This is a genomic window from Pedobacter sp. GW456-11-11-14-TSB4, assembly GCF_059424425.1.
On record NZ_JBWKZK010000004.1, the window covers coordinates 176,934 to 200,079 of the forward strand.

A 23,146-nucleotide genomic window follows, 5' to 3' on the forward strand; every position below is an offset into this window, starting at 1 on the left:
CTAATTATAAATTCTCCAATTTTTCAATCGTCATTTCATTCAATCCAGCCACTACCAAATCAGCCTCTTTTAACACATCGGCCTTGCCAATGCCAACTGCTTTCATTTCACCTTTTTTTGCAGCCTGTACTCCTGCAACTGCATCCTCAAAAACTACACATTCTTCTGGTTTAACATTTAATTCTTTAGCACCTACCAAAAAAACTTCAGGGTTGGGTTTAGATTTAGTAACCTTATTACCATCAACCAATGCATCAAATAAATCAATAAGTCCTATTTGGTTTAAAATGGTTTCTGAGTTTTTACTTGCCGAACCTAATGCGGTGAGGTAATTATTTGCTCTAACCAATTCTAAAAACTCCTTTGCTCCTGGCAAAATTTCATCAGGTGTCATTTTGGTAATCATGTCTACATACCAAGTGTTTTTTAGGGTTGCGATCTCTTCCATCTCCGTTTCAGATTTACTTACTCCGCCCCAATTTAAAATAATTTTTAAGGATTCTATTCGGCTAATTCCTTTTAACTCTTCATTTTGCTCTTCCGTAAAATCGAACCCTAACTGGTTGGCTAACTTGCGCCAAGCTTTGTAATGATACACTGCTGTATCTACAATTACACCATCAAGATCGAAAATACATGCTTTTATTTTAGACATATTTCTTATTGTAATTCAAATATATAAGTTGTTTTGGCTGGCAATTTCAAAGTTTCAACAGCAATTTTTTCATTTGTAATGATATTTTTTGCCCACTTGTAATTACCAATTCGCTCTGCAAAACGATCTGTTTTTAAAACTTCATCCTTTTCATTGCTATTCATTACCACCATTACAGTTTTTTCTTTATTGTATCGAAAATATACGTAAATACCATTTTCTGGCACAAATTGCATCATACTTCCATTTTGCAACACGTTGTTTTGCTTTCTGTAATTTGCTAAGGTTTTAACAAAATTAAAAGCTTCATTTTCTTTTTCATTTCTTCCTGTCGGGATAAATTTATTTATTTTATCTGTAGGCCAGCCGCCCGGAAAATCTTCTCGTACCTTACCATCCGGATTGGCATAGTTTTTCATTAAAATTTCGGTACCGTAATACATTTGAGGGATCCCACGAAGTGATAATAATAGTATGATACCCGATTTAAATTTGTTAAAATCTTCATTCACTACCGAATAAAACCTACTGATGTCATGGTTATCTAAAAACACAACATTTCTACTTGGGTCTTTGTATTGGTAATCGCTAGCCAAAACCGAATACAACCTGTTTACACCATCCGTCCACCCGAATTTACCATTTAGCGCCTCGTTAATGGCAAAATAAGTCTGAAAATCTGTTACCGCTTGCAAACCTGTATCGAACTTTTGGTTTACAGTATTTCCTTCTGTAAAAAACACCTGATTTGCAGTTCCGTTTACCCAGGTTTCGCCGAAATAGCTGAAATCTGGATATTCTTTTGAAATTATTTTTGCCCATTCGGCCATAAAATCTCGATCGTTATAAGCATACGTATCTAACCTAAAACCATCTAAGCCCGCATATTCTATCCACCAGATGTGGCTTTGTGTAATGTATTTTTTTACTAACGGATTTTTTTGATCAACATCTGGCATGTGCCGATCAAACCAGCCATCAGTCATTATTTTTTGATCAGCTTTTGCTGCATATGGATCAAACAAGGTTTGGTCTTTATAAGTGGTACCTGTATATTTTGGCCATTGATGAAACCAATTTTTAGCAGGTTGATCTTGATATAAAAAATGCTGATCGCCTATATGGTTGTGCACCAAATCTTTAATCATTTTCATCCCACGCTTGTGGCATTCGTCAACTAGTTTTTTATACAATTCATTAGTTCCTAATCGGCGATCAACTTTATAGTTTTCGGTGTTGGCATAGCCATGATAGGAAGTTCTATTTTCATCGTTTTCTAAAACCGGATTTAGCCAAAGTGCTGTAACTCCCAAATCTTGCAAATAAGGCAATTGATTAATAATACCCTGAATATCGCCACCGTGACGGTAAAAGATAGAATCTCTGCTAAACTTCTTATCTTTCATTTCGGCAATTTGATCATTGCTTACATCGCCATTGGCAAAGCGATCTGGCATTATCAAATAAATGAAATCTTGATTGGTAACTCCTCTTTTCTGTTTAACTCGAGATTTAAGTTCATAAGCATAAGTTAAAGTTTTTTCTCCCTTTTTAATGAAATTTATCGGGAACGTTCCCGATTTAGTGCTTGAAGAAATGAGCAGGTTAACAAATAGATAATTAGGGTTTTCTACTTTTTGCACGCTCACTAACTTTACTCCAGGGTAATTTAACGAAGCAACTCTTTTAGCAATTTGATTTCCTCTTACCAATAACTGAAGTGATTGATCTTTAAAACCAACCCACCAATTCATGGGCTCAACACGTTCTAAATCTGCCAATTGAGCAAATGAAACTTGTATTTGCGCTACAAATATAAATACAATAAGGATCGATTTTTTCATCGGTTTACATTTGGTTTATTAAAAAGCTAAAGTGTAAATTTTTAAGTTAAAACACAAAGAATTAGCAAAATAAAACATAAAAAAATAGCTTACCGAAAAATCGAGAAGCTATTGATTACACTATTTATAATTTGATTGTTGGTCTTATCTTAAGATTGACCTAGGGATGGAACCAATCTTTGTTTTTGTTTAGTGTTTTCTCAATCCTATTATATTTAAAATTTATTTATGGTTATTTTTATATACTTTTCTGTTAAACTCTACTATCATCTCACAATTTACAGACTTACGGTATAGAGGCATTAACCTATCGGATTACAAATCCGTTTTTATCTTTAGTTCGAGATGCCCTGCGGAACATCTCGAACAGCTGGTACATAAAGTTTACCGCTTCGTAATAGTCAGTATACAAATCTTTTATTAGATAGCCTGCTGAGTATTTTGCGATAGTAGAGATTAGTATATCTCCAGCCATACTATTTAGGACAATATGTTTTCTATCCAAGGCTATTTCATCATTTTTAAACTTCTCAATTCTCTTTATTCTCCCTCTTAATTCGGCATTAATCTTATTTTCAAAGTACGAATTGTCTTTTAACTTATCTCTCATATTTATAGATTTATGATTTCAAACACCTTACCTTCTTGATCTTTGAGTAACTTATAACTTATTTTTCCATCAGGGGCAACTTCTGATAATATACGCTTATAACCTTTATCTTCAATTTCTTTTCTAATTTCATCACCTACTGCATTACCCCGCGTGTGCAACTTCTAAAACCATCATAAAACCCTCGCTAGCGCACGCGTGCCGCGTGTGCAATTTCTAAGCCTTCATCATATCAATTTAAACACATTTTTATATTTCATTCTGTTAAACATTACTATATATCACACTCCACAGGCGTGCGCTAGCGGGGGAAAGTACCGCTATTAGTATTAATATTGTAAAGTTAGTTTTCATTTTTAATATGTTATTTTCTTCGAAAACCTTAATTCAATCTCGTCTAAATGTGTGTTTCATACCACGATTGATTTTATTTTCCAGAAACCGCAAATCATCAGTTATAAATGCCATAATACATTTTATCACAAATGCTTGATTACAATCGGGAAGATGATTTGGGGTGGATACAATTTTTGTTTTTTCTGCACCTAAACCCAAAAAGCCCCTACTCTTTTTCTCTGCTGGCCTTTCATAGATTACATCAAACAGTGGTCCTGATTTTTCTAGTTGTTCTCCATAAGTATACTGACCAGCGATGGTTAAATTAAATTTGGAACCTTGATCATTCGTAGTTTCTACATCGAAAAAATAAAAATTATTTAAAACCTCTTCTTCTTTATTAAAACATTCAAGATTTAACTTCGCCCAATCAATTGCTAAAAAGCTTTTAACAGTTTCTTCTTGGTTGATGTAATTAATTTGGGTGATATCTCGATCAAACGGATTTTGAAAACTGATTTTAAATTGTTTCATGTTATTGACTTCAGATTGTTAAGGCTTTATTTCTATTTTTGTTTCAATTTTTACTGATGCGTAAAGTTCATCCCCCCTGCTGGCGCACGCGTGTCGCGTGCAACTTTTAAAACCATCTGGTTTAAGTGTTCCAACGGACAATTTAAATTCCCTTTTCAAACCCAGGTCTCCAGACCGAAATATATTACTACATAAATGTTATAGGCAATAGCTCGCTCTGATTATTTAACAGTAAAAAATGATGCCTTATTTTTAGAGTTTAACTTTAAAGAAGCTAGAAAGGTTATGAGTGAGAATCTGTGCAATTAAGGTAAAGCAATTGTGCAAATTCACCACAATATCTCTACATATTGGGAAAATTAACCCATAAAAAAATCCTCCCTGCTTTTGCAGAGAGGATCGATTATAAAAAAATTAATGTTTAGTTTAAGGGTTAAACGCTAATGAAACATAATACATTGCACCAACTTCTGGGTTACCATAAGAAGTGTAATAGTATTTATTTAAAATGTTTGAACCACCAATTTTAATTACAGAATTAACTGAAGGCACTTTTAAATTCACTTGAGCATCTACAGTTCCAAAAGCTGGTACTTCGCCACCGGCAAAAGAAGAGAACCAAGTAAATTTATCTTGCCAACGGTAATTTATGTTAAAACCAAAGTTTTTAATAAGCTCACGATTGCTAAGACCGATGTTGTAACGAACTTCTGGCGTGTTGAAATCATTTTCATAAGCAACTGGTAAATCTTGCAATTTATTGTAAGAAACGTTACCCGAAGCTGTGTATTTACCCATCACGTAATCTAAGCCGAAAGCACCACCATAAGTTTTAACTTTACCGGTAGCGTTAACTGGCACACCGAATTTAACAAAGTTAGGTGCAGTTGGAGTACCTTGATTTTGGCGTACAGTAACAGCAGTTATAAAGTCTTTATAGGTGTTCATGAATCCATAAACATCTATCAATAATTTAGAACCTAATAATCCTTTGTATCCTAACTCATAAGCAGTAACACTTTCAGGACGAACACCTCTAGCATCAAAATTATAAACTACTGGTGCGCCCGTTCCAGCAACCAAACCTCTATAACTTGCCTCAGTTATTGGCTTGTTGGTTAATAGATTATATTTGTTTAAAAATTCTGGTATACCACCAATTAAACGCTGACTACCACCACCTACAGCTAAATCTATATATTGATTTTGGGTTGTTGGATTGCGGAAACCTGTTTGGAATGATGCTCTAATGTTTGAGTTTTTAGCAACTGTCCATACACCAGTAACACGTGGTGTTAAACGACCTTCAAAATTCTGACTTTTATCAAAACGACCAGCTACTGATAACTTAAATGATTCGCCGAATTTTTTAGCTAATTGTGCAAATGCTGCATACTCATCAATGTCAATTTCCCTGTTTAAATCATCAAAAATAGTACCTCCAGAATTTAAATCATATCTACGAGCTGAGGCACCAACTTGAAACTCTACTACATTATTAAATGCTCTAGAGAAGTTGTACATACCTTCGTAGTGATAAAGGTTAGATTTATCATCGAATTTTGCACCGTAAACACCAGTTGCTAAATTTGTTTGACTGATGAAAGTGTCTTTAATTTGATTTGCAAAGGTTTCAAATCTAGCTGTGCCTGGCAAAGCTCTACCTGCATCTGCAGCCTGACGAGCAGCATTATGTGCTTGTGCATCAGTAACCGCTGGATTTGATAATCTAGCTCCAATATAATTACCAACATATTGAGGTAACCATGTTTGCGAAGATTTATCTTTTTCACTCACATATGCACCTAAGATTGAAGAAATATATGAATCACCAGAACGCTCTTGAGTAGTATATCCTCTAATGTAAAAATCTTCACCTTTTAATTCTAATTTATATAAACCAATATTAAAATTACGTAAAGAATAACGATCTGAACCTGTATAAACTGAAGTTCCTGTACCCCAATTTGCCTGAGCTATTAATTGAATTGTAGGTGTAAAATTATAATACAAACCTCCACTCATTTTTAATGATTTAGTATCATAATCAACTAAATCAATCTCATTATAACCAGTTCTTGTAATATCCTGATTTGGCAATAAACCTGGAGTGTTAATGCCTGCGAAGAATGGTCTTGTTTGAGCATTAGTAGATAAAAATGAATTAATTTGAGCCTGACTTGGAGTTAAACCACCTGTCAATTGACCATACTGTTGGATAAAACCTTGCGTACCAGCTGCTAAAACACTATTTGCTACCAAACGCATATTATAGGCTGTCTCATCACCATAAACATTAACTCCGTCATAAGCTGGATCTGATTGACGAGTACCAGATTTAGGCATGTTAGAACTTCTATCAAAGTTAGAATAATTGGTACCAAACCAATCTTTTGCTTGTAAATAAGAGAATGCAAACTTAGCACCAAACTTATTGTTCCAAGATTTAGCCATTCTCATATCAAATTGTCTAAATTCTTGTACCGAAGTATTGTTATCATTAACATGGTTTACACCAACTTTTAATTGCGCACTTACGCCTTGATATTTAAAAGGATCTTTAGAAGTCATTAATAACGTACCGCTAATACCACCAGCACCATACAAAGCCGATGAAGCTCCTGGCAATAACTCAACATTATCTACATCTAATTCTGTAATACCTACAATATTACCTACCGAGAAATTTAAGCCTGGCGCCTGGTTATCCATTCCATCAATTAACTGATTAAAACGGGTATTTCCATTGGCATTAAAACCCCTTGTATTGTAAGATCTGAAGGTTAAACTTTGAGTACTCATCTCAACACCTTTAATGTTTTGAATGGCATCATAAAAAGATGGCGCAGCTACTTCTCTAATTTGTGCAGCTCCCATACGTTCAACAGTTACCGGCGATTCTAAAATACGTTCTGGTGTTCTAGAAGCAGATATTACAACTTCTTGTCCTAAAACTGTACCATCTTCTAATTCGAAACTTAAATTTGAAGCATTGCCAGTTATTTCTCTTTCTTGAGATTGAAAACCTACGTAAGAAACAACAAGGGTAAAAGGTGCCTTTTCTGTTGTGTTGAATGAGAATTGACCCTTTGTATCAGTTGATGTGCCTACAGTTTTACCTTTAATAGTTACACTAACACCAGGTAATGGTTGTTTTGTAGATTTATCGGTTATGGTTCCGCTAACCACTATGCTTTGAGCATGTACGGCAACCCCAGTTACCAGCAACATTACAAGCATAAAAATAACTTTTGTAAAGATTTTGTTCATACTTAAGAAGTTTATATTTGTTTATTTAGTATAAACTTAAAACAAATTTTGATACTAACAAATTCTATTCTGCACAAAATTTAATTCACAAAATCTAATTTGATTACCAACAAATTCATTTTTATCTTAAATTGCAACAATTGTTTGAAGTAAAAACTTAGTAAACAAGCCAAACCGAAGTAAATATGTATCTATATGAATAAAGTAAAAGCGCTCATTTGCATTATCATACCTATTATATTAGCCTATGCGCTAAATACAAAATTTGGCGATACACCACCTGTTGCCAAACTATTAAATCCGTTTATGGGTTTTTGGCAAAATGCTGAAAGTGACCTAATTGCATCATCTAAAAAAATATCATTAAAAGGAGCTAAAGATGATATAGATATCTTTTTTGATGACAAGATGATTCCGCATGTGTTTGCAAAAAATGATTATGATGTATATTATGCCCAAGGCTATGTTACCGCTAAACATCGCCTATGGCAAATGGATTTTCAAACTAGGTTTGCAGCAGGCCGATTGTCTGAAGTGGTGGGTGATAAAGCCATAGAAGTAGACCGCTACCAACGGAGAATGGGAATGGTTTATGGCGCCGAGAATTCTTTAAAAGGAATGATGGCAGATCCTAAATCTAGAGAAATGATTTTAGCCTACACTGCTGGAATTAATGATTACATCCACTCACTAAAAAAAGGAAAATTACCATTAGAGTATAAAATATTAGATTTTAAGCCCGAAGATTGGACACCTATAAAGTGCGCACTTTTGCTTAAACAAATGTCGGCTGTATTAGCCATGGGTTCTGATGAATTTTACATGACCAACATCCTTAAAAAATACGGACCGGAAATTACAAAAGACCTTTTCCCTGATTATCCTTTTAAAGAAAGTCCAATTATCCCGGTAGGTACAAAATGGGATTTTGATCCTTTGCCTATACCGCCAACACCTAAAGGCTATACCGAAATGATGACTGGCAACATCAAAACCGCTCAAAAAATTGAAGGAATTGGCAGTAACAATTGGGCTGTAAACGGTTCGAAAACAGAATCGGGTTCTCCTATTTTAGCAAATGACCCACATTTAGATTTATCATTACCATCTATCTGGTATCAAATTCAGTTAAATGCGCCAGGTTTAAATACATATGGTGTTTCATTACCAGGTGCGCCAGGTGTTATTATTGGCTTTAATAAAGATATTGCTTGGGGCGTTACCAATGTGGCTGCTGATGTTTTAGATTTTTATCAGATTAAATTTAAAGACAATACACACCAAGAATATTGGTACAACAACAGTTGGAAAAAAACAACCAAGCGTTTAGAAAACATCAAAATTAGAGGTGCTGCGGATGAAATTGATACGGTTTACTATACCCACCAAGGACCAGTTGTATATCTACAAAAAGCAAAATATAGCAAAGCCAACAATGTACCTATTGGCAATGCATTAAGATGGATAGCCCATGATAGCTCTAATGAATTGATGACTTTTTATTACCTAAACAGAGGTAAAAATTATGCCGATTACCGCAAAGCGTTAACATTTTATACTGCTCCAGCTCAAAACTTTATTTTTGCAAGTGCCGAAAACGATATTGCCATTACACCAAATGGAAAATTCCCATTGAAATGGAAAAACCAAGGTAAATTTATTTTAGATGGCTCAGACCCAGGTAACGATTGGCAAGGTTGGATACCTGCTTCTCAAAATCCAACAGTTAAAAATCCACCTCGCAACTTTGTAAGCTCTGCCAATCAATCATCAACCGATCAAACTTATCCTTATTACATTAATTGGGAATTTTCGCCTTATGAACGCGGTCAGCGGATTAACGACAGGCTCACAGCGATGAATAAAATCAATGTAGATATCATGCGAAATTTACAAACCGATTCATACAGCATTATGGCTGATGACTTATTACCGCACATTTTACCATTAATTGATGCCAGTAAATTAAATGCTACCCAAAAAGAGGGTTTAAGTTATATCACAAAGTGGAATAAATATTTTGAGGCCAAAGAAATTGGGGCAAGTATTTTTGATTTATGGACAAAAAGATTAAGCTATGATATTTGGGATGATGATTTTACTATCGCCGATGTTCCTATGCGTTACCCATCAAGAGATAGAACAATAGAACTAATCAAAAAAGATCCTAACGCTAAATGGTTTGACAATGTAAAAACTAGTGAAAAAGAAACGCTGGCATATTTAGTTAACGAATCATTTAAATTTGCTTGTGATAGTTTAGAACGTAAATATGGTACCATTGGCAAAAACTGGAATTGGGGCGATGTAAAAGGAACAAACGTACCACATTTAGCAAAAATACCTGGTTTTGGCTCAAAAAAATTAGCAATTGGTGGTGCTAAAAGCACAGTTAATGCCATGAGTGAAGCTAACGGGCCATCATGGCGCATGGTTATTGAGTTAGGCAAAAACGTAAAAGGTCATGGTGTTTATCCAGGTGGGCAATCAGGTAATCCAGGCAGTCCGTTTTACGACAACATGATTGATACCTGGGCAGAAGGAAAACTAAACCCATTGTTTTTTATGCAATCTCCTGATGATAAATCAGGTAAAATTATCTCTCATTATAAAATTTCAAGAAAATAGTATGGTATTTATCGTAATCATTATAGCTGCATTTTTATTACAAACAGTTTTACCTTGGTGGATCGTAGTGATCATCAGCTTTGCTACCTGTGGCATTATTGGCAAAACTGGTAAAATTTCCTTTTGGCAACCATTTCTAGCTATATTTTTGCTTTGGATTGGAGTTGCTTTATTTAAAAGTTTGCCTAATCATAATGTTTTGGCGGGCAGAATGGCGCAAATGCTTAGCGTTAAATATTGGCCAATAGTATTATTTGCTACAGGTTTAATAGGCGGCTTAGCTGCTGGCATTTCTGGCTATTGTGGCTACCAATTTAGAAAAGCTATGATTATAAAGAAAACGCCAGCACAAAAAGCATAATTCTTTGTATTTTTGTGCAGTGAATTTTTCTGCTGATCAAATTTTTTCAATTAACGATGAAGCTACTTTTAACAAAGTGGCTTTAACTGTTTTTAGGCATCAGGTTGCTAAATGTGAACCTTATCATGCATTTATCAATCATCTAAAGATAGACATCAAAGCAATTGATCACTTTACTCAAATTCCTTTTTTACCCATCAGTTTTTTTAAAAGTCATCAAATATTAAGTACTCAAGACAAACCAGAAATCATTTTCAGCAGTTCGGGCACTACAGGGCAAATTACCAGTAAGCACTTGGTTAGCGATGTAAGTATTTATGAAAAAAGTTATAATAAAGCTTTTGAGCAATTTTATGGCAAAGCAGAAGATTTATGTATTTTAGCCCTGCTTCCATCCTATTTAGAACGAGATGGTTCTTCGTTAATTTACATGGTTGATGATTTGCTCGAACAAAGTAAGCAGCCACAAAGTGGATATTTTTTGCACGATTTAAATACACTTTACCAAACACTTTTATCACTTAAAGCAGCAAAGCAAAAAACCATACTTATTGGTGTAACTTATGCTTTATTAGATTTTGTTGAGCAATTTCAGATAGATTTCCCTGAGCTAATTGTGATGGAAACAGGTGGCATGAAAGGTAAGCGAAAAGAAATGGTTCGCGAAGAATTACACGACACGCTGTGTAATGGCTTTGGTGTAGCAAATATACATAGCGAATATGGGATGACAGAATTGCTTTCGCAAGGGTATTCTTACGGCAAAGGAATATTTAACTGTCCGCCTTGGATGAAAATATTATTGAGGGATACATCTGACCCTTTAAGTTTAGTAAAACTTAAGCAAAGCGGAGGAATAAATGTAATTGATTTGGCTAATTTTAACTCTTGTTCTTTTATTGCTACGCAAGATTTAGGAAAAACTTATAGCGATGGTAGTTTCGAGGTATTAGGCAGATTTGACAATGCCGATATTAGGGGCTGTAATTTGTTGGTGCAGTAAAACCGAGCTCTTATCTATAACTCAAAATAAAATAGCCAAACGAAACTAAATTTTGCAGCTTATTCTTTAAAATTAAATTCCTTTGATATTTTCAGTCTAAGCGTAGTCGAAGACCAAAAAATGCGATTCGACTACGCTCAGCGTGACAGCCAATTTACGTTGAGATTTGAATTTTATTCCGCTATTAGCAAAAAGTAATTTTTCTTTCCTTTTTGCACAATAATGAACTCGTTATTAATTAAGTCTGATGTGGTATAGTTAGCCAACATCTCGGTTACTTTTGTTTTGTTTACGCTTAAACCACCGCCTTGTATCGTCTTTTTCACTTCCCCTTTTGAAGGAAAAACATTTGTTTTTTCGGCTAATAATGTTGCTATATCTATTCCCTCAGCAAGTTCGCTTTTGGCAATTTTAAATTGAGGCACACCTTCAAACATTTCTAAAACACTTTTAGCATCTAATGTTTTCAAAAACTCTAATGCTCCATTACCAAACAAAAATTCAGACGTTTTAATAGCAGTTTCTAACGCCTCTTCAGAATGTGTTTTAATGGTAATTTCTTGAGCTAAAGCTTTTTGCAAAGTACGCAAATGTGGTGCAGCATCGTGTTCTACTTCTAATGCTTCAATTTCTGCTTGGGTTTTTAAAGTAAAAATTCTGATCCATTTTTTCACATCATCATCGGATGCATTTAGCCAAAACTGATAATATTTATACGGTGAAGTTTTTTCTGGATCTAACCAAACCGCACCAGTTTCTGTCTTACCAAATTTGGTACCATCAGCTTTTTTAATTAGTTGTGTTGTAATTGCATAAGCCGTACCCTGATCTTTTCTTCTGATTAATTCTGTACCTGTAACAATATTACCCCACTGGTCTGAACCGCCCATTTGCACCAAACAATTATTGTTTTTCCACAAATAGTAAAAATCGTATCCTTGTATCAATTGATAGCAAAATTCGGTAAATGATAAACCAGAATCGCCTTCTAATCTTCTTTTAACGCTATCTTTTGCCATCATATAGTTAACGGTGATGTGTTTACCTACGTCTCTGATAAAAGTAAAAAGGTTCATATCCTTAAACCAATCGGCATTGTTAACCATAACCGCACCATTGCCAGCGTCTTCAAACTTTAAAAATTTGGCAAGCTGTTTTTTCATGCCATTAAGGTTATGCTCAATCATTTCTGGCGTTTGTAAGTTACGCTCATCAGATTTACCCGATGGATCACCAACCATTCCGGTTGCACCACCAACTAACGCAAAAGGCTTATGACCAGCTCTTTGAAAATGAATTAAAGTCATAATTTGCGTTAAATGACCAACATGTAATGAATCTGCTGTTGGATCAAAACCGATATAACCGGATGTCATGCCTTCATTCAGTTTTTCTTCAGTATTAGGCATAATATCATGCAACATACCTCGCCAACGCAATTCTTCTACAAAATTATTCATCTCTATTATTTTAGGTGGGCAAAGATAAGAGATTAAGCTGAAAGACTAAAGACCAAAGCTGAAAGACTAGAAGAGGTGGAAGTTGGAGGACTGGAAGCTGAAAGACTAAAGACCAAAGACCAAAGCTGAAAGACTAAAAAAGATGGAAGGCTGGAAGAGGAGAAAGGCTGGAAAATGGAGGGAAGAAAGGTGGAAGGTCCATTTCATTCAATTAAAAATTATGAAATATTAGTGCAACCGGCTGGCTTACTCACCTACTTCCGAACTTTCGGACTTTTCTAACTACCTTTACCTAATGAATTTCCTATCGCATTACTATTTCGAGCGTAAAAACACAAACTCCAATATGGTTATTGGAACTGTTTTGCCCGATTTAGTTAAAAATGCGCATAAAGAATGGAATTTTTATCCTCAGAAAAAAGAAGAAAATTTTATTGCTGATGATCAATTACTTCAAATTCTTAACGGTTGGAAACGCCATTTAGAAGTTGATTTGATTTTCCACTCTTCGCCATTTTTTATAGATGAAATGGCAAAGCTAAAACAACTGCTTTTACCCATATTAAAAGATAGCCCGGTTAGGCCATCTTTTTTAGCACACATCGGGGTAGAATTGGTTTTAGACCATCTTTTAGTTGTTAATCATAAAATTAATATCAATTCATTTTACGAGCACTTAAACAAGGTTGATGATGCTGTTTTAGCTCAGTTTTTACAAAACTGCGGAGCAGAAAACTTAGATCAGTTTTTTAAGTTTTTTAATAGTTTTAAATCGAGCAGGTACTTGTTGAGTTACCAAAAGCTAGAGAACATTAGTTATGCATTACAACGAATTTGCATGCGTTTATGGAATAATCCGTTTGATGAGGAAACCGTATTACAACTTACCCAGCAGCTGGAAATCTATAAAAAATCGTTAGCAACAAATTACCTCGATATTTACCAAGTAATTGAAGAAAAAATAATTTGAAACGCAAAATAGTTTTCCAATTAAAGTTAGTCCCGCCATTCGCTTCAATTCCCGATTAATCGGGAGATTTCCGCTGCTGTCGGGGTTAGCACACTTAAGGCGGTGCAATTGAAACCCCTCATAGTAGCAAAACCTGAGTTAACTAAACCTGATATGAGCGAGCATGTAGGGGCAACCCTCGCGGTTACCCCGAAATATAGCGGTTAGCAGGAGTAACGCTAATCGCTGCATTAAATTTGCTTTTCTAAAAATTTGATTAACCAAAATCATTTCAAATATCTCACATCTCAATACTATTTTTATATTTGCTTCATGTCTATTTTTGCGGTGAAAGAACAAATTGATGCATTGGTTACAGAGTTAAACCAGCATACTTATAACTATTATGTTTTGGCAATGCCCACAATTGCCGATTATGAGTTCGACAAGAAATTAGAAGCGCTTGCAGAGTTAGAAAAAGCACATCCAGAATTTGCAGACCCTAACTCTCCTACTCAAAAAGTTGGCGGCGATATTACCAAAAATTTCGTAACGGTAAAGCACAAGTGGCCAATGCTATCGTTGGGTAATACCTACAACGAGCAAGATTTAAGAGATTTTGATGAACGTGTAAAAAAAGTCATTGGCGATGATTTTGAATATGTTTGCGAACTCAAATTTGATGGTTTATCGATTAGTTTAACTTATGAAAATGGCATATTGGTTAGAGCCGTAACCCGCGGAGATGGTACACAGGGCGATGATGTAACTTCAAATATTAAAACGATCCATACTATTCCGCACCGAATAAAAGGAGATAACATTCCTGAAGTTTTTGAAATTAGAGGCGAAGTTTTTATGCACAGAGCAGCGTTTGAACGCTTAAACAAAGAACGTGAAGAACTGGGTGAAGTACCTTATGCCAACCCGAGAAATTTTGCCAGCGGAACGGTAAAAATGCAAGATTCTAAAGAGGTTAAAAAACGACCATTAGATTGTTTCTTATATGCTTTAAATACCGATAAGCAACTTTTTAAAACACATTGGGAGAGTTTGCAAACGGTAAATAAATGGGGTTTTAATATTTCTGAGCATAGTAAATTAGTTAGCAATATTGATGATGTTTTAGATTTTATTGCCTATTGGGAAGAAAAGCGTTTTAAATTAAGTTACGACATAGACGGAATTGTAATTAAGGTAAATAGCTATGCACAACAGCAGGAATTGGGTTTTACGGCCAAATCTCCGCGTTGGGCAATTTCTTATAAATATAAAGCCGCCGAAGTACAAACAGAGTTAGAAAAAGTGACCTATCAAGTTGGGAGAACTGGCGCAGTTACTCCTGTTGCTAATTTAAGACCTGTTTTATTGGCTGGAACAACTGTTAAACGTGCTACTTTGCATAATGCTGATGAGATTTTAAGATTGGATTTGCATGAGCATGATACTGTATTTGTTGAAAAAGGCGGAGAAATTATCCCGAAAATCATTAAAGTAAATATTGATTTGCGAAAAGCTGATTCTAAACCTATTCAATACATTAGTAATTGTCCTGAATGCGGAAGTGAATTGATACGTAAAGCAGGTGAAGTTGCTTTCTATTGCCCTAACGACGAAGGTTGCCCGCCACAAATTGTGGGTAAAATACAGCATTTTATTGGTCGAAAGGCGATGAATATAGACGGCTTGGGTGATGAAACGATTGAAACTTTTTATCAGCGTGGTTTGGTTAAACATATCAGCGATTTATACACTTTACATACTAAGGCAGACGAGTTGAAACAAATTGATCGCTTTGGCGAACGTTCTATCGAGAATATGTTAAAAGGTATTGAAACATCTAAAGAAATGCCTTTTGAAAAAGTGTTGTTTGGCTTAGGGATTAGATACGTGGGCGAAACAGTTGCCAAAAAATTAGCCAGAGGTTTAAAAAATATAGATAACTTAATCACTGCGTCTGTAGAAGAGCTTACTGCTGTTGATGAAATTGGTGGAAGAATTGCAGAAAGTATTCAAGAGTACTTCAGCAAGGCAGATCATTTGCAACAAATTGTGCTTTTAAAGCAAGCAGGTTTACAATTTGAAGTAGTAGAAATTGAAATGTTGCTGCAAAGCGACAAATTAATTGGAAAAACATTCGTAATTTCGGGTGTTTTCGAAAAGCATAGTCGCGAAGAGTTAAAGACTATAATTGAAGAGAACGGCGGCAAAATTTTAAGTGGTATTTCTGCCAAGCTAGATTATTTGGTTGCTGGCGAAAATATGGGACCATCTAAGTTAGAAAAAGCAACAAAATTAAATGTGCCTTTGATAAGTGAGGAAGAGTTGCTTTTTTTGATTAACCACTAAGGCACAAAGAGCACCAAGATTATTTTGTAATTCGCAATCTTACAGTATATTTATACATGACTGAAGATGAAATAGCTAAGAAAATTGTCCAAGCTGCGTATAATGTACATGTGCAACTTGGTCCTGGATTACTAGAATCGGCATATGAAGCTTGCTTAATTTTTGAACTAAATGATTTAGGTCTTAATGTTGCTTCTCAAGTAAACTTACCTATAAGTTATAGAGGAGTTTATTTAGAATGTGGTTATAGAATTGACATCTTAGTTGAAGGAAAAGTAATTGTGGAGATAAAATCAGTTAGTGAATTAAATAATGTTCACCTAGCTCAGACTTTAACCTATTTAAAGCTTACAAATTGCAAACTTGGATTGATAATGAACTTTAACGTTATAAGAATAAAAGATGGAATAAAAAGAGTTATAAATGGCTACTTATAATTTCAATAAAATATAATAAATTTAAAAAACACCCTTGTGTTCTTAGTGACTTGGTGGTAAACTTTACAATTAAAATGAATAAATTTCACGGTACTGGTGTAGCCTTAGTTACGCCTTTTAACACAGACGGATCGGTAGATTATCAGGGATTAGAAAAACTGATCAATCACTTGGTTGATGGAGGTATAGATTACCTTGTATCATTAGGTACAACAGGCGAAACAGCTACATTGAGCAAGGACGAGAAGAAGAAGGTGTGGGATTTTACTGCTGAAATTAACAATGGACGTTTACCATTAGTTGCTGGTATTGGTGGCAATGACACTCAAGTTATCGGCGATGCCATTAAAACTTTCGAAAATAACAATTATAGTGCGGTACTCTCGGTTAGCCCTTATTATAGCAAACCTACGCAAGAAGGAATATACCAGCATTATAAATACTTGAGCGAGTTAAGTTCAATGCCAATTATGCTTTATAATGTACCTGGCAGAACTGGAAGTAATATGAGTGCAGAAACAACCTGTCGCTTAGCTCATGATTTTAAAAACATCATTGCTACTAAAGAAGCTTGTGGAAATTTTGAGCAATTTAATGCGATTATGAGAGATAAGCCAGAAGATTTTTTATTAATTTCTGGTGATGACCCTATTGCTTTACCAATGATTTCAATTGGTGCTGTTGGTGTAATTTCGGTAATTGGTAATGCTTTGCCAAAACAATTGTCTGATATGATTAGGTTGTGTTTAAAAGGCAACTATGCATCAGCTTTACCATCGCATTTAAGTTTGTTAGAAATTACAAGGTTAATGTTTGCTGAAGGAAATCCCGCTGGTGTAAAATCTGCTTTAAAAACATTAAATATCTGTGATGATGTTGTTCGCTTGCCACTGGTAAGTGCTTCTGCTGAACTTACTCAAAGTATTGCAAAACAGTTAGCAAATTTATAATTATCAAAAGAATTTAATGGTGATTAAGAATAAATTATAGGTCATTTGTTATCTTTAATTGTATTCCTTTCTAATCAAAGCTCTAAATTTTTTAGGGCTTTTTTGATTCTCAACCTTTCAACATCGTCCATCTTATATCTAAACTAGAGTTGTTGCTCTTTACAATTTCACTAGTGATAACTTTGCCTAATTCAACTTTTATTTTCGTTTAAATTGTTACAAAATAGGCTTTATTATGGAAGCAGCAGGCATAATTATTGAAGCGAAGCAAGTACACACTTAAACACACACAAATGAAAAAATTAGTATTAATACTTATTGTGCTAGGCACAATGGGTTGCCATGTGATGGGCTACGATCGGCCAAAATACAGCATTGGCATGAGCGAGCAAGAATTCTTAAAATTAAACAAACCAGAAAAAGTTATGGCTGATGACAGAGGTATTACCATTTACAGAACAAACAATGGCCTGCAATCTTTGTATGCCTTTTTTGCTTTTGACAAGGGAAAATTATTTCGATATGAGGAAGGTGAAAATGTTAATGACTACAAATTCATGAGATTTTAAAATAAAAAAAGCGCCTTGGTTATGGGCGCTTCTTTTTTGTTAAACGAGAAAGCTAATTACGCTTTGTTTTTAGTTTCTTGAACTTCTAAACGGATGCTTTGAGCTAAGTTTTTTAAATCTTGCATACCTTTACGTACACGTGTTCCAGCAGCGCTGTTAGATTTGTTGTAAAATTTGTCTGCATCAGCTTCTAAAGCTGCAACTAGTGCTTTTACTTCTTCAAATTTTTTCATTTTTAAAATACTTTTTAGTTCTTTTTTAAGGTTTTGATTAATACTCTTGTACTAAAGTAAGAGGATTATTTTAATAAAAAAATATTTTAAACATAAAATGAAGTGTCACATTGCTGTTTTTTTCCACATTTAACTAGGTTATAAACAAGCAAATACGTTTAAAATCTACACAAATACCTATAAATCAAATAGTTAAGTCAAAAATTAAAATAAAAATGCCCTCACAATGCTGTAGAGGGCATTTTTATCTAATTCTATTAATTTCTAAGTTGTAGGTATTTCAGCGTTAGCGTAAACTCCAGTTTTAAGCTTTTCTGCAACCTCACTAAAGGCATCTAATGTACGTTGCACATCTTCCATGGTATGTACAGCCGTAGGAATTAACCTTAGCTCAATCATGCCTTTTGGTATAACCGGATAAACTACAATAGAACAGAAAATACCATAATTTTCACGTAAATCCATTGTTAAAGCTGTAGCCTCTAGCAACTCGCCTTTTAAGAAAACAGGTGTAACTACTGTATCAGTTACTCCAATATCAAAACCTCTTTCTTTTAAGCCACCCTGTAAAGTTTTAGCAACCTTCCAAAGTTTTTCTCTTAATTCTGGAGCGTTTTTTAACAACTCTAAGCGTTTTAGTAAACCGATAACCATTGGCATTGGCAATGCCTTTGCATAAGTTTGCGAACGTAAGTTATATCTAAAATAATTTGTTAAATCTTTTGTAGAAGCTACAAAGCCACCAATACCCGCCATAGATTTTGCAAATGTTCCAAAATAAACATCAACACCATCAATACAGTTCTGAGCCTCGTGTGTACCTGCTCCAGTTGGTCCCATAGTACCAAAACCATGCGCATCATCAATAAGCAATCGGAACTCAAATTCTTGCTTGAGATCTATAATTTCTTTTAATTTACCTTGCGCACCCGACATGCCAAAAACACCTTCAGTAATTACTAAAATACCACCACCATTAGCTTCAGCTAATTTAGTTGCTCTTACTAATTGTTTACGACAATCATCAATATCATTGTGCTTGTAAACGAAACGTTTACCCATGTGCAAGCGCAAACCATCAATTATACAAGCATGCGATTCGCCATCGTAAACCACAACATCTTTTCTATCAACTAGTGCATCAATAATAGAAACCATACCTTGATAACCGTAGTTAAGCACAAAAGCATCTTCTTTACCAACAAACTCAGCTAATTCTTGCTCTAATTGCTCATGGTATTTAGAGTTTCCAGACATCATACGAGCACCCATCGGATACGCCATGCCAAATTCTGCTGCGCCTTGCTCATCTGCCTTTCTCACCTCCGGGTGATTTGCTAAACCTAAATAGTTATTTAAGCTCCAAACCAATAATTCTTTTCCTCTAAAGTTCATGTGTGGGGCAATCTCTCCTTCTAATTTAGGGAAAGAAAAATAACCATGAGACCATTTAAAATGTTCCCCAATTGGGCCCATGCGCTTTGTAAGTTTATCGAAAATATCCAATGTTATGTATTTTAATGTTATCTATTTTTGTGCGCCAAATTTAAGCTTAAAATCCCTATTTAACAAGGTTTAAAAATTGTCTTTGTACTTAAACTACAAACTGTTGACTAATTAGGGCATGCCCCAACCTACGCAAGGGTCTGGCTATACGTTTCAATCTTTTTTGTTCTTCGACTTCGCTCAGAATGACAAAAAAGGATTTTCACTGCTATCCCTCATGCAAAAACAACTAAACCCATGTCATAATACAAAAAAGCCTTAACAAAAACATTGCTAAGGCTTTAATCTATTTCGTTATTTATTAATCAACATTATCATGTAAGAATGAGTTGTTTGGTCTTATTTCTGTAGAACCATCTTCATCATTACTTAATGTAAATCTCGATACTTGAGACTCAGAAGAATGTTGTACTTGTTGCAATTGCATTTGCTTGCGTTTATAGGCAGGCTCATTTTCTAATTCTTGCAAACCATTTGTGGTACGTAACTTCATACTCAAATCTTTCAACTTAAGAATTCTTTCTTTAGATTTTCTTAATTGATCTTCAATTGAGTCGTCATTCTTATGGTCATCTAATCCAACTACTGGCTCTGGTGCTGAAGCAACTGGCGCAGGTGTTGGAATATGTGTTAGCTCTTCTTCCTCGTCAAAATTAGCAATAGGCGTATCAAAAACAAACTCCGTTTCTGCTAATTTTACTTCAAATTCAAAACCAGATTCTGCTTCATTTGATTGTGCTTCTTCTTCAACCAAGTGATGAACAACTGTATTTTGGTTAGTTGGTTCCTCTGATTTTGCTGGTCTACTTAGGTTAAATAAATCACCAAATAAATCAGATTGTTTTTTTTCTTCTTGTGCTTTTAAAACTGGCTCATTACTTACCTGTTGTGGCTTTGCTTCAATAAAAGAGTTTACCGGCTCAACTGGTCTAACTAGTGGGGCTTCTTCTGGAGTTAATAAAGAGATTTTTTTAACATTCTCTTTATCTTTTGCTCTTTGCTCTGTAGTTTGGAAACCAGTAGCAATAATTGTTACCGATAAGTTATCACCTAAGTTCTCATCAATACAATTACCCCAAATTAAATCTGCAGATAAACCTGCTTTATCCTGAATGTAGTCTGTTATGATTGAAACTTCGTCCATAGTTACTTCACGTACACCAGAACTGATATTTAATAAGATGTATCTAGCACCCTCAATTTCGTTATCTTTTAATAATGGAGAAGCTAAAGCTCCTTCTACTGCAACTAAAGCTCTATTTTCGCCATCTGCGGAAAAACTACCCATTATAGAAACACCGCTATCTTTCATCACAGTGCTTACATCTTTAAAATCAACGTTGATGTAACCAGGAACAGTTATAATCTCTGCAATACCTTTAGCAGCAGTTGTTAAAATATCATCTGCTTGTGCAAAGGCCGAGCCTAAAGTTAAGTTGCCAAAAATTTCACGCAACCTATCGTTAGAAATCACTAGGTAAGAATCCACATATTTTTTCAATTCTTCCATCCCATCATCGGCTTGCATTTTACGTCTTTTACCTTCAAAAGCAAAAGGAGTTGTAATAATTGCCACCGTTAGAATGCCTAATTCTTTTGCTGCTTTTGCAATAATTGGACTGGCACCAGTACCTGTACCACCACCCATACCAGCAGTAATAAAAAGCATTTTAGTAGTGCTTCCCAACATCGCTTTGATGTCGTCGATATTTTCTATAGCAGAGTTTTTACCAACTTCAGGTTGTGCACCAGCACCCATACCTTCGGTTAAGCTAGCACCCAATTGCACCTTGTTAGGAATAGGACTAAACTCTAGCGCTTGCGCATCAGTATTACAAATAATAAAGTCTACACCCGTAATTCCTTGACGGTACATATGGTTTACCGCATTACCTCCACCGCCTCCAACACCAATTACTTTGATGATTGACGACTTATCTTTTAACATTTCGAACTTCATATCGTTATGAATCAGTTGTTTAAAAATTGAAATTTCTGTTCATCTTCTTTTGTAATATTAACACTTTTTTAACAGGCGTTTTCCACAACTGTTAATAATGTGGAAAAATCCTAAAATGTGGATAAATATTACGGTTTGATGTAATCCTCATCACTCACATTCATATCATCTTTGATGAATTCTGTGGTTTTTTTAAGTAATTTATCAAACAAACCTCCTCCACTGCGTTTTTTCTCTTTTTCTGCTTTTGGTTGCTCTACAAAAACACCAGGCTGTTTCATTTCCTCTAACATCTCTTCTGCTTTTTGTATTCCTTTTATAAGTAATCCAACAGATGTTGCGTACATCGGACTTTTCAAATCATCGTAGGTAGTTTTTGGCATATCTTCATATTTAGATAAATGCTCATTCGGATAACCAACGCGACAATCTAATCCGGTTACGTACTCTACCAATTGGTTTAAGTGTTTTAATAACGCCCCACCACCTGTAATTACTACACCACCTATCAATTTTTTTTCATAGCCTGAAGATTTAATCTCGTAATAAACATGCTCAACTATTTCTTCCATACGGGCCTGGATTACATAAGCTAAGTTTTTTACAGAAATTTCTTTCGGCTCTCTTCCACGCAAACCTGGCACACAAATAATTTCATTTTCTTTATTTTCTTCAGCCAAAGCTGAACCAAAACGAGTTTTTAATAACTCTGCCTGATTACGCATTACCGAACAACCTTCTCTAATATCCTCGGTTACGCTATTACCACCAAAAGGGATCACTGCCGTATGACGAATAATGCCTTCGTGGAAGATTGCGATATCCGTTGTGCCGCCACCTATATCTACTAAACAAACACCAGCTTCTTTCTCTTCATCGCTTAACACCGACTCAGACGATGCCAAAGGCTCTAAAATTAACTCTTGAGTTTGTAAACCTGCATTGGTTACACAACGCATAATGTTTTTAACTGCAGTTACCTGACCAGAAATGATGTGGAAGTTGGCTTCTAAGCGAACTCCAGCCATACCAATTGGGTCTTTAATACCTGGTTCATTATCTATGGTAAATTCTTGTGGCAAAACATGAATAATCTCTTCGCCCGGAGGCATAACAAGTTTAAACATGTCATCCACTAATTTATCAATGTCTTTTTTACTAATCTCGTTTTGTAATTCTCTACGCGTTAAAATTCCGCGGTGTTGTAAACTTTTAATATGCTGGCCAGCAATACCCACATTTACTACACGAATTTCTACATTAGATTGGCTACTGGCCAATTCTACAGCAGCGGCAATACCTTGTACTGTTTTTTGAATATTAGAAACTACCCCACGTGTTACCCCTGCTGATTCTGCTTTTCCAATTCCTAAAACCTCAATTTTATCATGCTGTGTTCTGCGACCCACAATTACACAAATCTTGGTTGTACCAATATCTAATCCTACTACGATTGGAGATTGAATGGTAGATTTTTCTTTGCCCATAACTT

Annotated in this window: 18 protein-coding genes; 8 read left to right on the forward strand and 10 right to left on the reverse strand. The window is 35.0% G+C overall.

The window, feature by feature from the left end; genetic code table 11:
* Nucleotides 1-4 precede the first annotated feature (4 nt).
* The 5 genes from pgmB to AC07XU_RS14640 form a co-directional block, all read right to left on the reverse strand.
* Nucleotides 5-655 carry a beta-phosphoglucomutase gene (gene pgmB / locus AC07XU_RS14620; RefSeq protein WP_494944379.1) on the reverse strand — a complete coding sequence of 217 codons (651 nt, stop codon included), beginning with the start codon at nt 653-655 and terminating at the stop codon, nt 5-7.
* 5 nt (nt 656-660) lie between these two features.
* A complete protein-coding gene (locus tag AC07XU_RS14625; RefSeq protein WP_494944380.1) occupies nt 661-2,499 on the reverse strand; it encodes a glycoside hydrolase family 13 protein in 1,839 nt (612 codons plus the stop codon).
* A 307-nt stretch (nt 2,500-2,806) separates the two neighbouring features.
* The gene (locus AC07XU_RS14630) at nt 2,807-3,109 is read right to left on the reverse strand and encodes a hypothetical protein (RefSeq protein WP_494944381.1); all 303 of its coding nucleotides are present in this window, start codon (nt 3,107-3,109) and stop codon (nt 2,807-2,809) included.
* A 387-nt stretch (nt 3,110-3,496) separates the two neighbouring features.
* On the reverse strand, nt 3,497-3,979 hold the full coding sequence (locus AC07XU_RS14635) for a hypothetical protein (RefSeq protein WP_494944382.1): 483 nt from the start codon (nt 3,977-3,979) through the stop codon (nt 3,497-3,499).
* A 426-nt stretch (nt 3,980-4,405) separates the two neighbouring features.
* Nucleotides 4,406-7,249: a TonB-dependent receptor gene (locus AC07XU_RS14640; RefSeq protein ID WP_494944383.1), complete on the reverse strand. Its 2,844-nt coding sequence runs from the start codon at nt 7,247-7,249 to the stop codon at nt 4,406-4,408.
* 195 nt (nt 7,250-7,444) lie between these two features.
* On the opposite strand from AC07XU_RS14640, the gene AC07XU_RS14645 reads away from it, so the two are divergent.
* The 3 genes from AC07XU_RS14645 to AC07XU_RS14655 are packed head-to-tail and all read left to right on the forward strand — an operon-like array spanning nt 7,445 to nt 11,241.
* On the forward strand, nt 7,445-9,877 hold the full coding sequence (locus AC07XU_RS14645) for a penicillin acylase family protein (RefSeq protein WP_494944384.1): 2,433 nt from the start codon (nt 7,445-7,447) through the stop codon (nt 9,875-9,877).
* Nucleotide 9,878: 1 nt separating this feature from the next.
* Nucleotides 9,879-10,238: a hypothetical protein gene (locus AC07XU_RS14650; RefSeq protein ID WP_494944385.1), complete on the forward strand. Its 360-nt coding sequence runs from the start codon at nt 9,879-9,881 to the stop codon at nt 10,236-10,238.
* A 4-nt stretch (nt 10,239-10,242) separates the two neighbouring features.
* A complete protein-coding gene (locus AC07XU_RS14655; RefSeq protein ID WP_494944386.1) occupies nt 10,243-11,241 on the forward strand; it encodes a LuxE/PaaK family acyltransferase in 999 nt (332 codons plus the stop codon).
* Nucleotides 11,242-11,414: 173 nt separating this feature from the next.
* Here the strand turns inward: AC07XU_RS14655 and tyrS are convergent, their stop codons facing one another.
* Entirely contained in the window at nt 11,415-12,701 is a 1,287-nt protein-coding gene (tyrS, locus tag AC07XU_RS14660; RefSeq protein ID WP_494944387.1) for a tyrosine--tRNA ligase, read from the reverse strand.
* 295 nt (nt 12,702-12,996) lie between these two features.
* Between tyrS and AC07XU_RS14665 the strand changes: the two genes are divergently transcribed.
* From AC07XU_RS14665 to AC07XU_RS14685, 5 genes are all read left to right on the forward strand, one after another.
* Complete coding sequence (locus tag AC07XU_RS14665) at nt 12,997-13,671, forward strand: ACP phosphodiesterase (RefSeq protein WP_494944388.1); 675 nt, start codon at nt 12,997-12,999, stop codon at nt 13,669-13,671.
* Between the two features lie 312 nt (nt 13,672-13,983).
* The gene (ligA, locus tag AC07XU_RS14670) at nt 13,984-15,999 is read left to right on the forward strand and encodes an NAD-dependent DNA ligase LigA (RefSeq protein ID WP_494944389.1); all 2,016 of its coding nucleotides are present in this window, start codon (nt 13,984-13,986) and stop codon (nt 15,997-15,999) included.
* 56 nt (nt 16,000-16,055) lie between these two features.
* Nucleotides 16,056-16,436, forward strand: coding sequence for a GxxExxY protein (locus AC07XU_RS14675; protein WP_494944390.1), 381 nt, complete (start codon nt 16,056-16,058; stop codon nt 16,434-16,436).
* A gap of 74 nt (nt 16,437-16,510) precedes the next feature.
* Nucleotides 16,511-17,386 carry a 4-hydroxy-tetrahydrodipicolinate synthase gene (gene dapA, locus AC07XU_RS14680; protein ID WP_494944391.1) on the forward strand — a complete coding sequence of 292 codons (876 nt, stop codon included), beginning with the start codon at nt 16,511-16,513 and terminating at the stop codon, nt 17,384-17,386.
* 293 nt (nt 17,387-17,679) lie between these two features.
* Nucleotides 17,680-17,955, forward strand: a complete 276-nt coding sequence (locus AC07XU_RS14685; RefSeq protein ID WP_494944392.1) for a hypothetical protein — start codon at nt 17,680-17,682, stop codon at nt 17,953-17,955.
* Nucleotides 17,956-18,011: 56 nt separating this feature from the next.
* On the opposite strand, the gene AC07XU_RS14690 is transcribed toward AC07XU_RS14685, so the two are convergent.
* From AC07XU_RS14690 to ftsA, 4 genes are all read right to left on the reverse strand, one after another.
* A complete protein-coding gene (locus tag AC07XU_RS14690; protein ID WP_494944393.1) occupies nt 18,012-18,188 on the reverse strand; it encodes a BF3379 family histone-like protein in 177 nt (58 codons plus the stop codon).
* Nucleotides 18,189-18,452: 264 nt separating this feature from the next.
* Nucleotides 18,453-19,694, reverse strand: coding sequence for an aminotransferase class I/II-fold pyridoxal phosphate-dependent enzyme (locus AC07XU_RS14695; RefSeq protein WP_494944394.1), 1,242 nt, complete (start codon nt 19,692-19,694; stop codon nt 18,453-18,455).
* 301 nt (nt 19,695-19,995) lie between these two features.
* Entirely contained in the window at nt 19,996-21,654 is a 1,659-nt protein-coding gene (gene ftsZ / locus AC07XU_RS14700; RefSeq protein ID WP_494944395.1) for a cell division protein FtsZ, read from the reverse strand.
* Between the two features lie 128 nt (nt 21,655-21,782).
* Entirely contained in the window at nt 21,783-23,141 is a 1,359-nt protein-coding gene (gene ftsA, locus AC07XU_RS14705) for a cell division protein FtsA (protein ID WP_494944396.1), read from the reverse strand.
* Nucleotides 23,142-23,146: the final 5 nt, after the last annotated feature.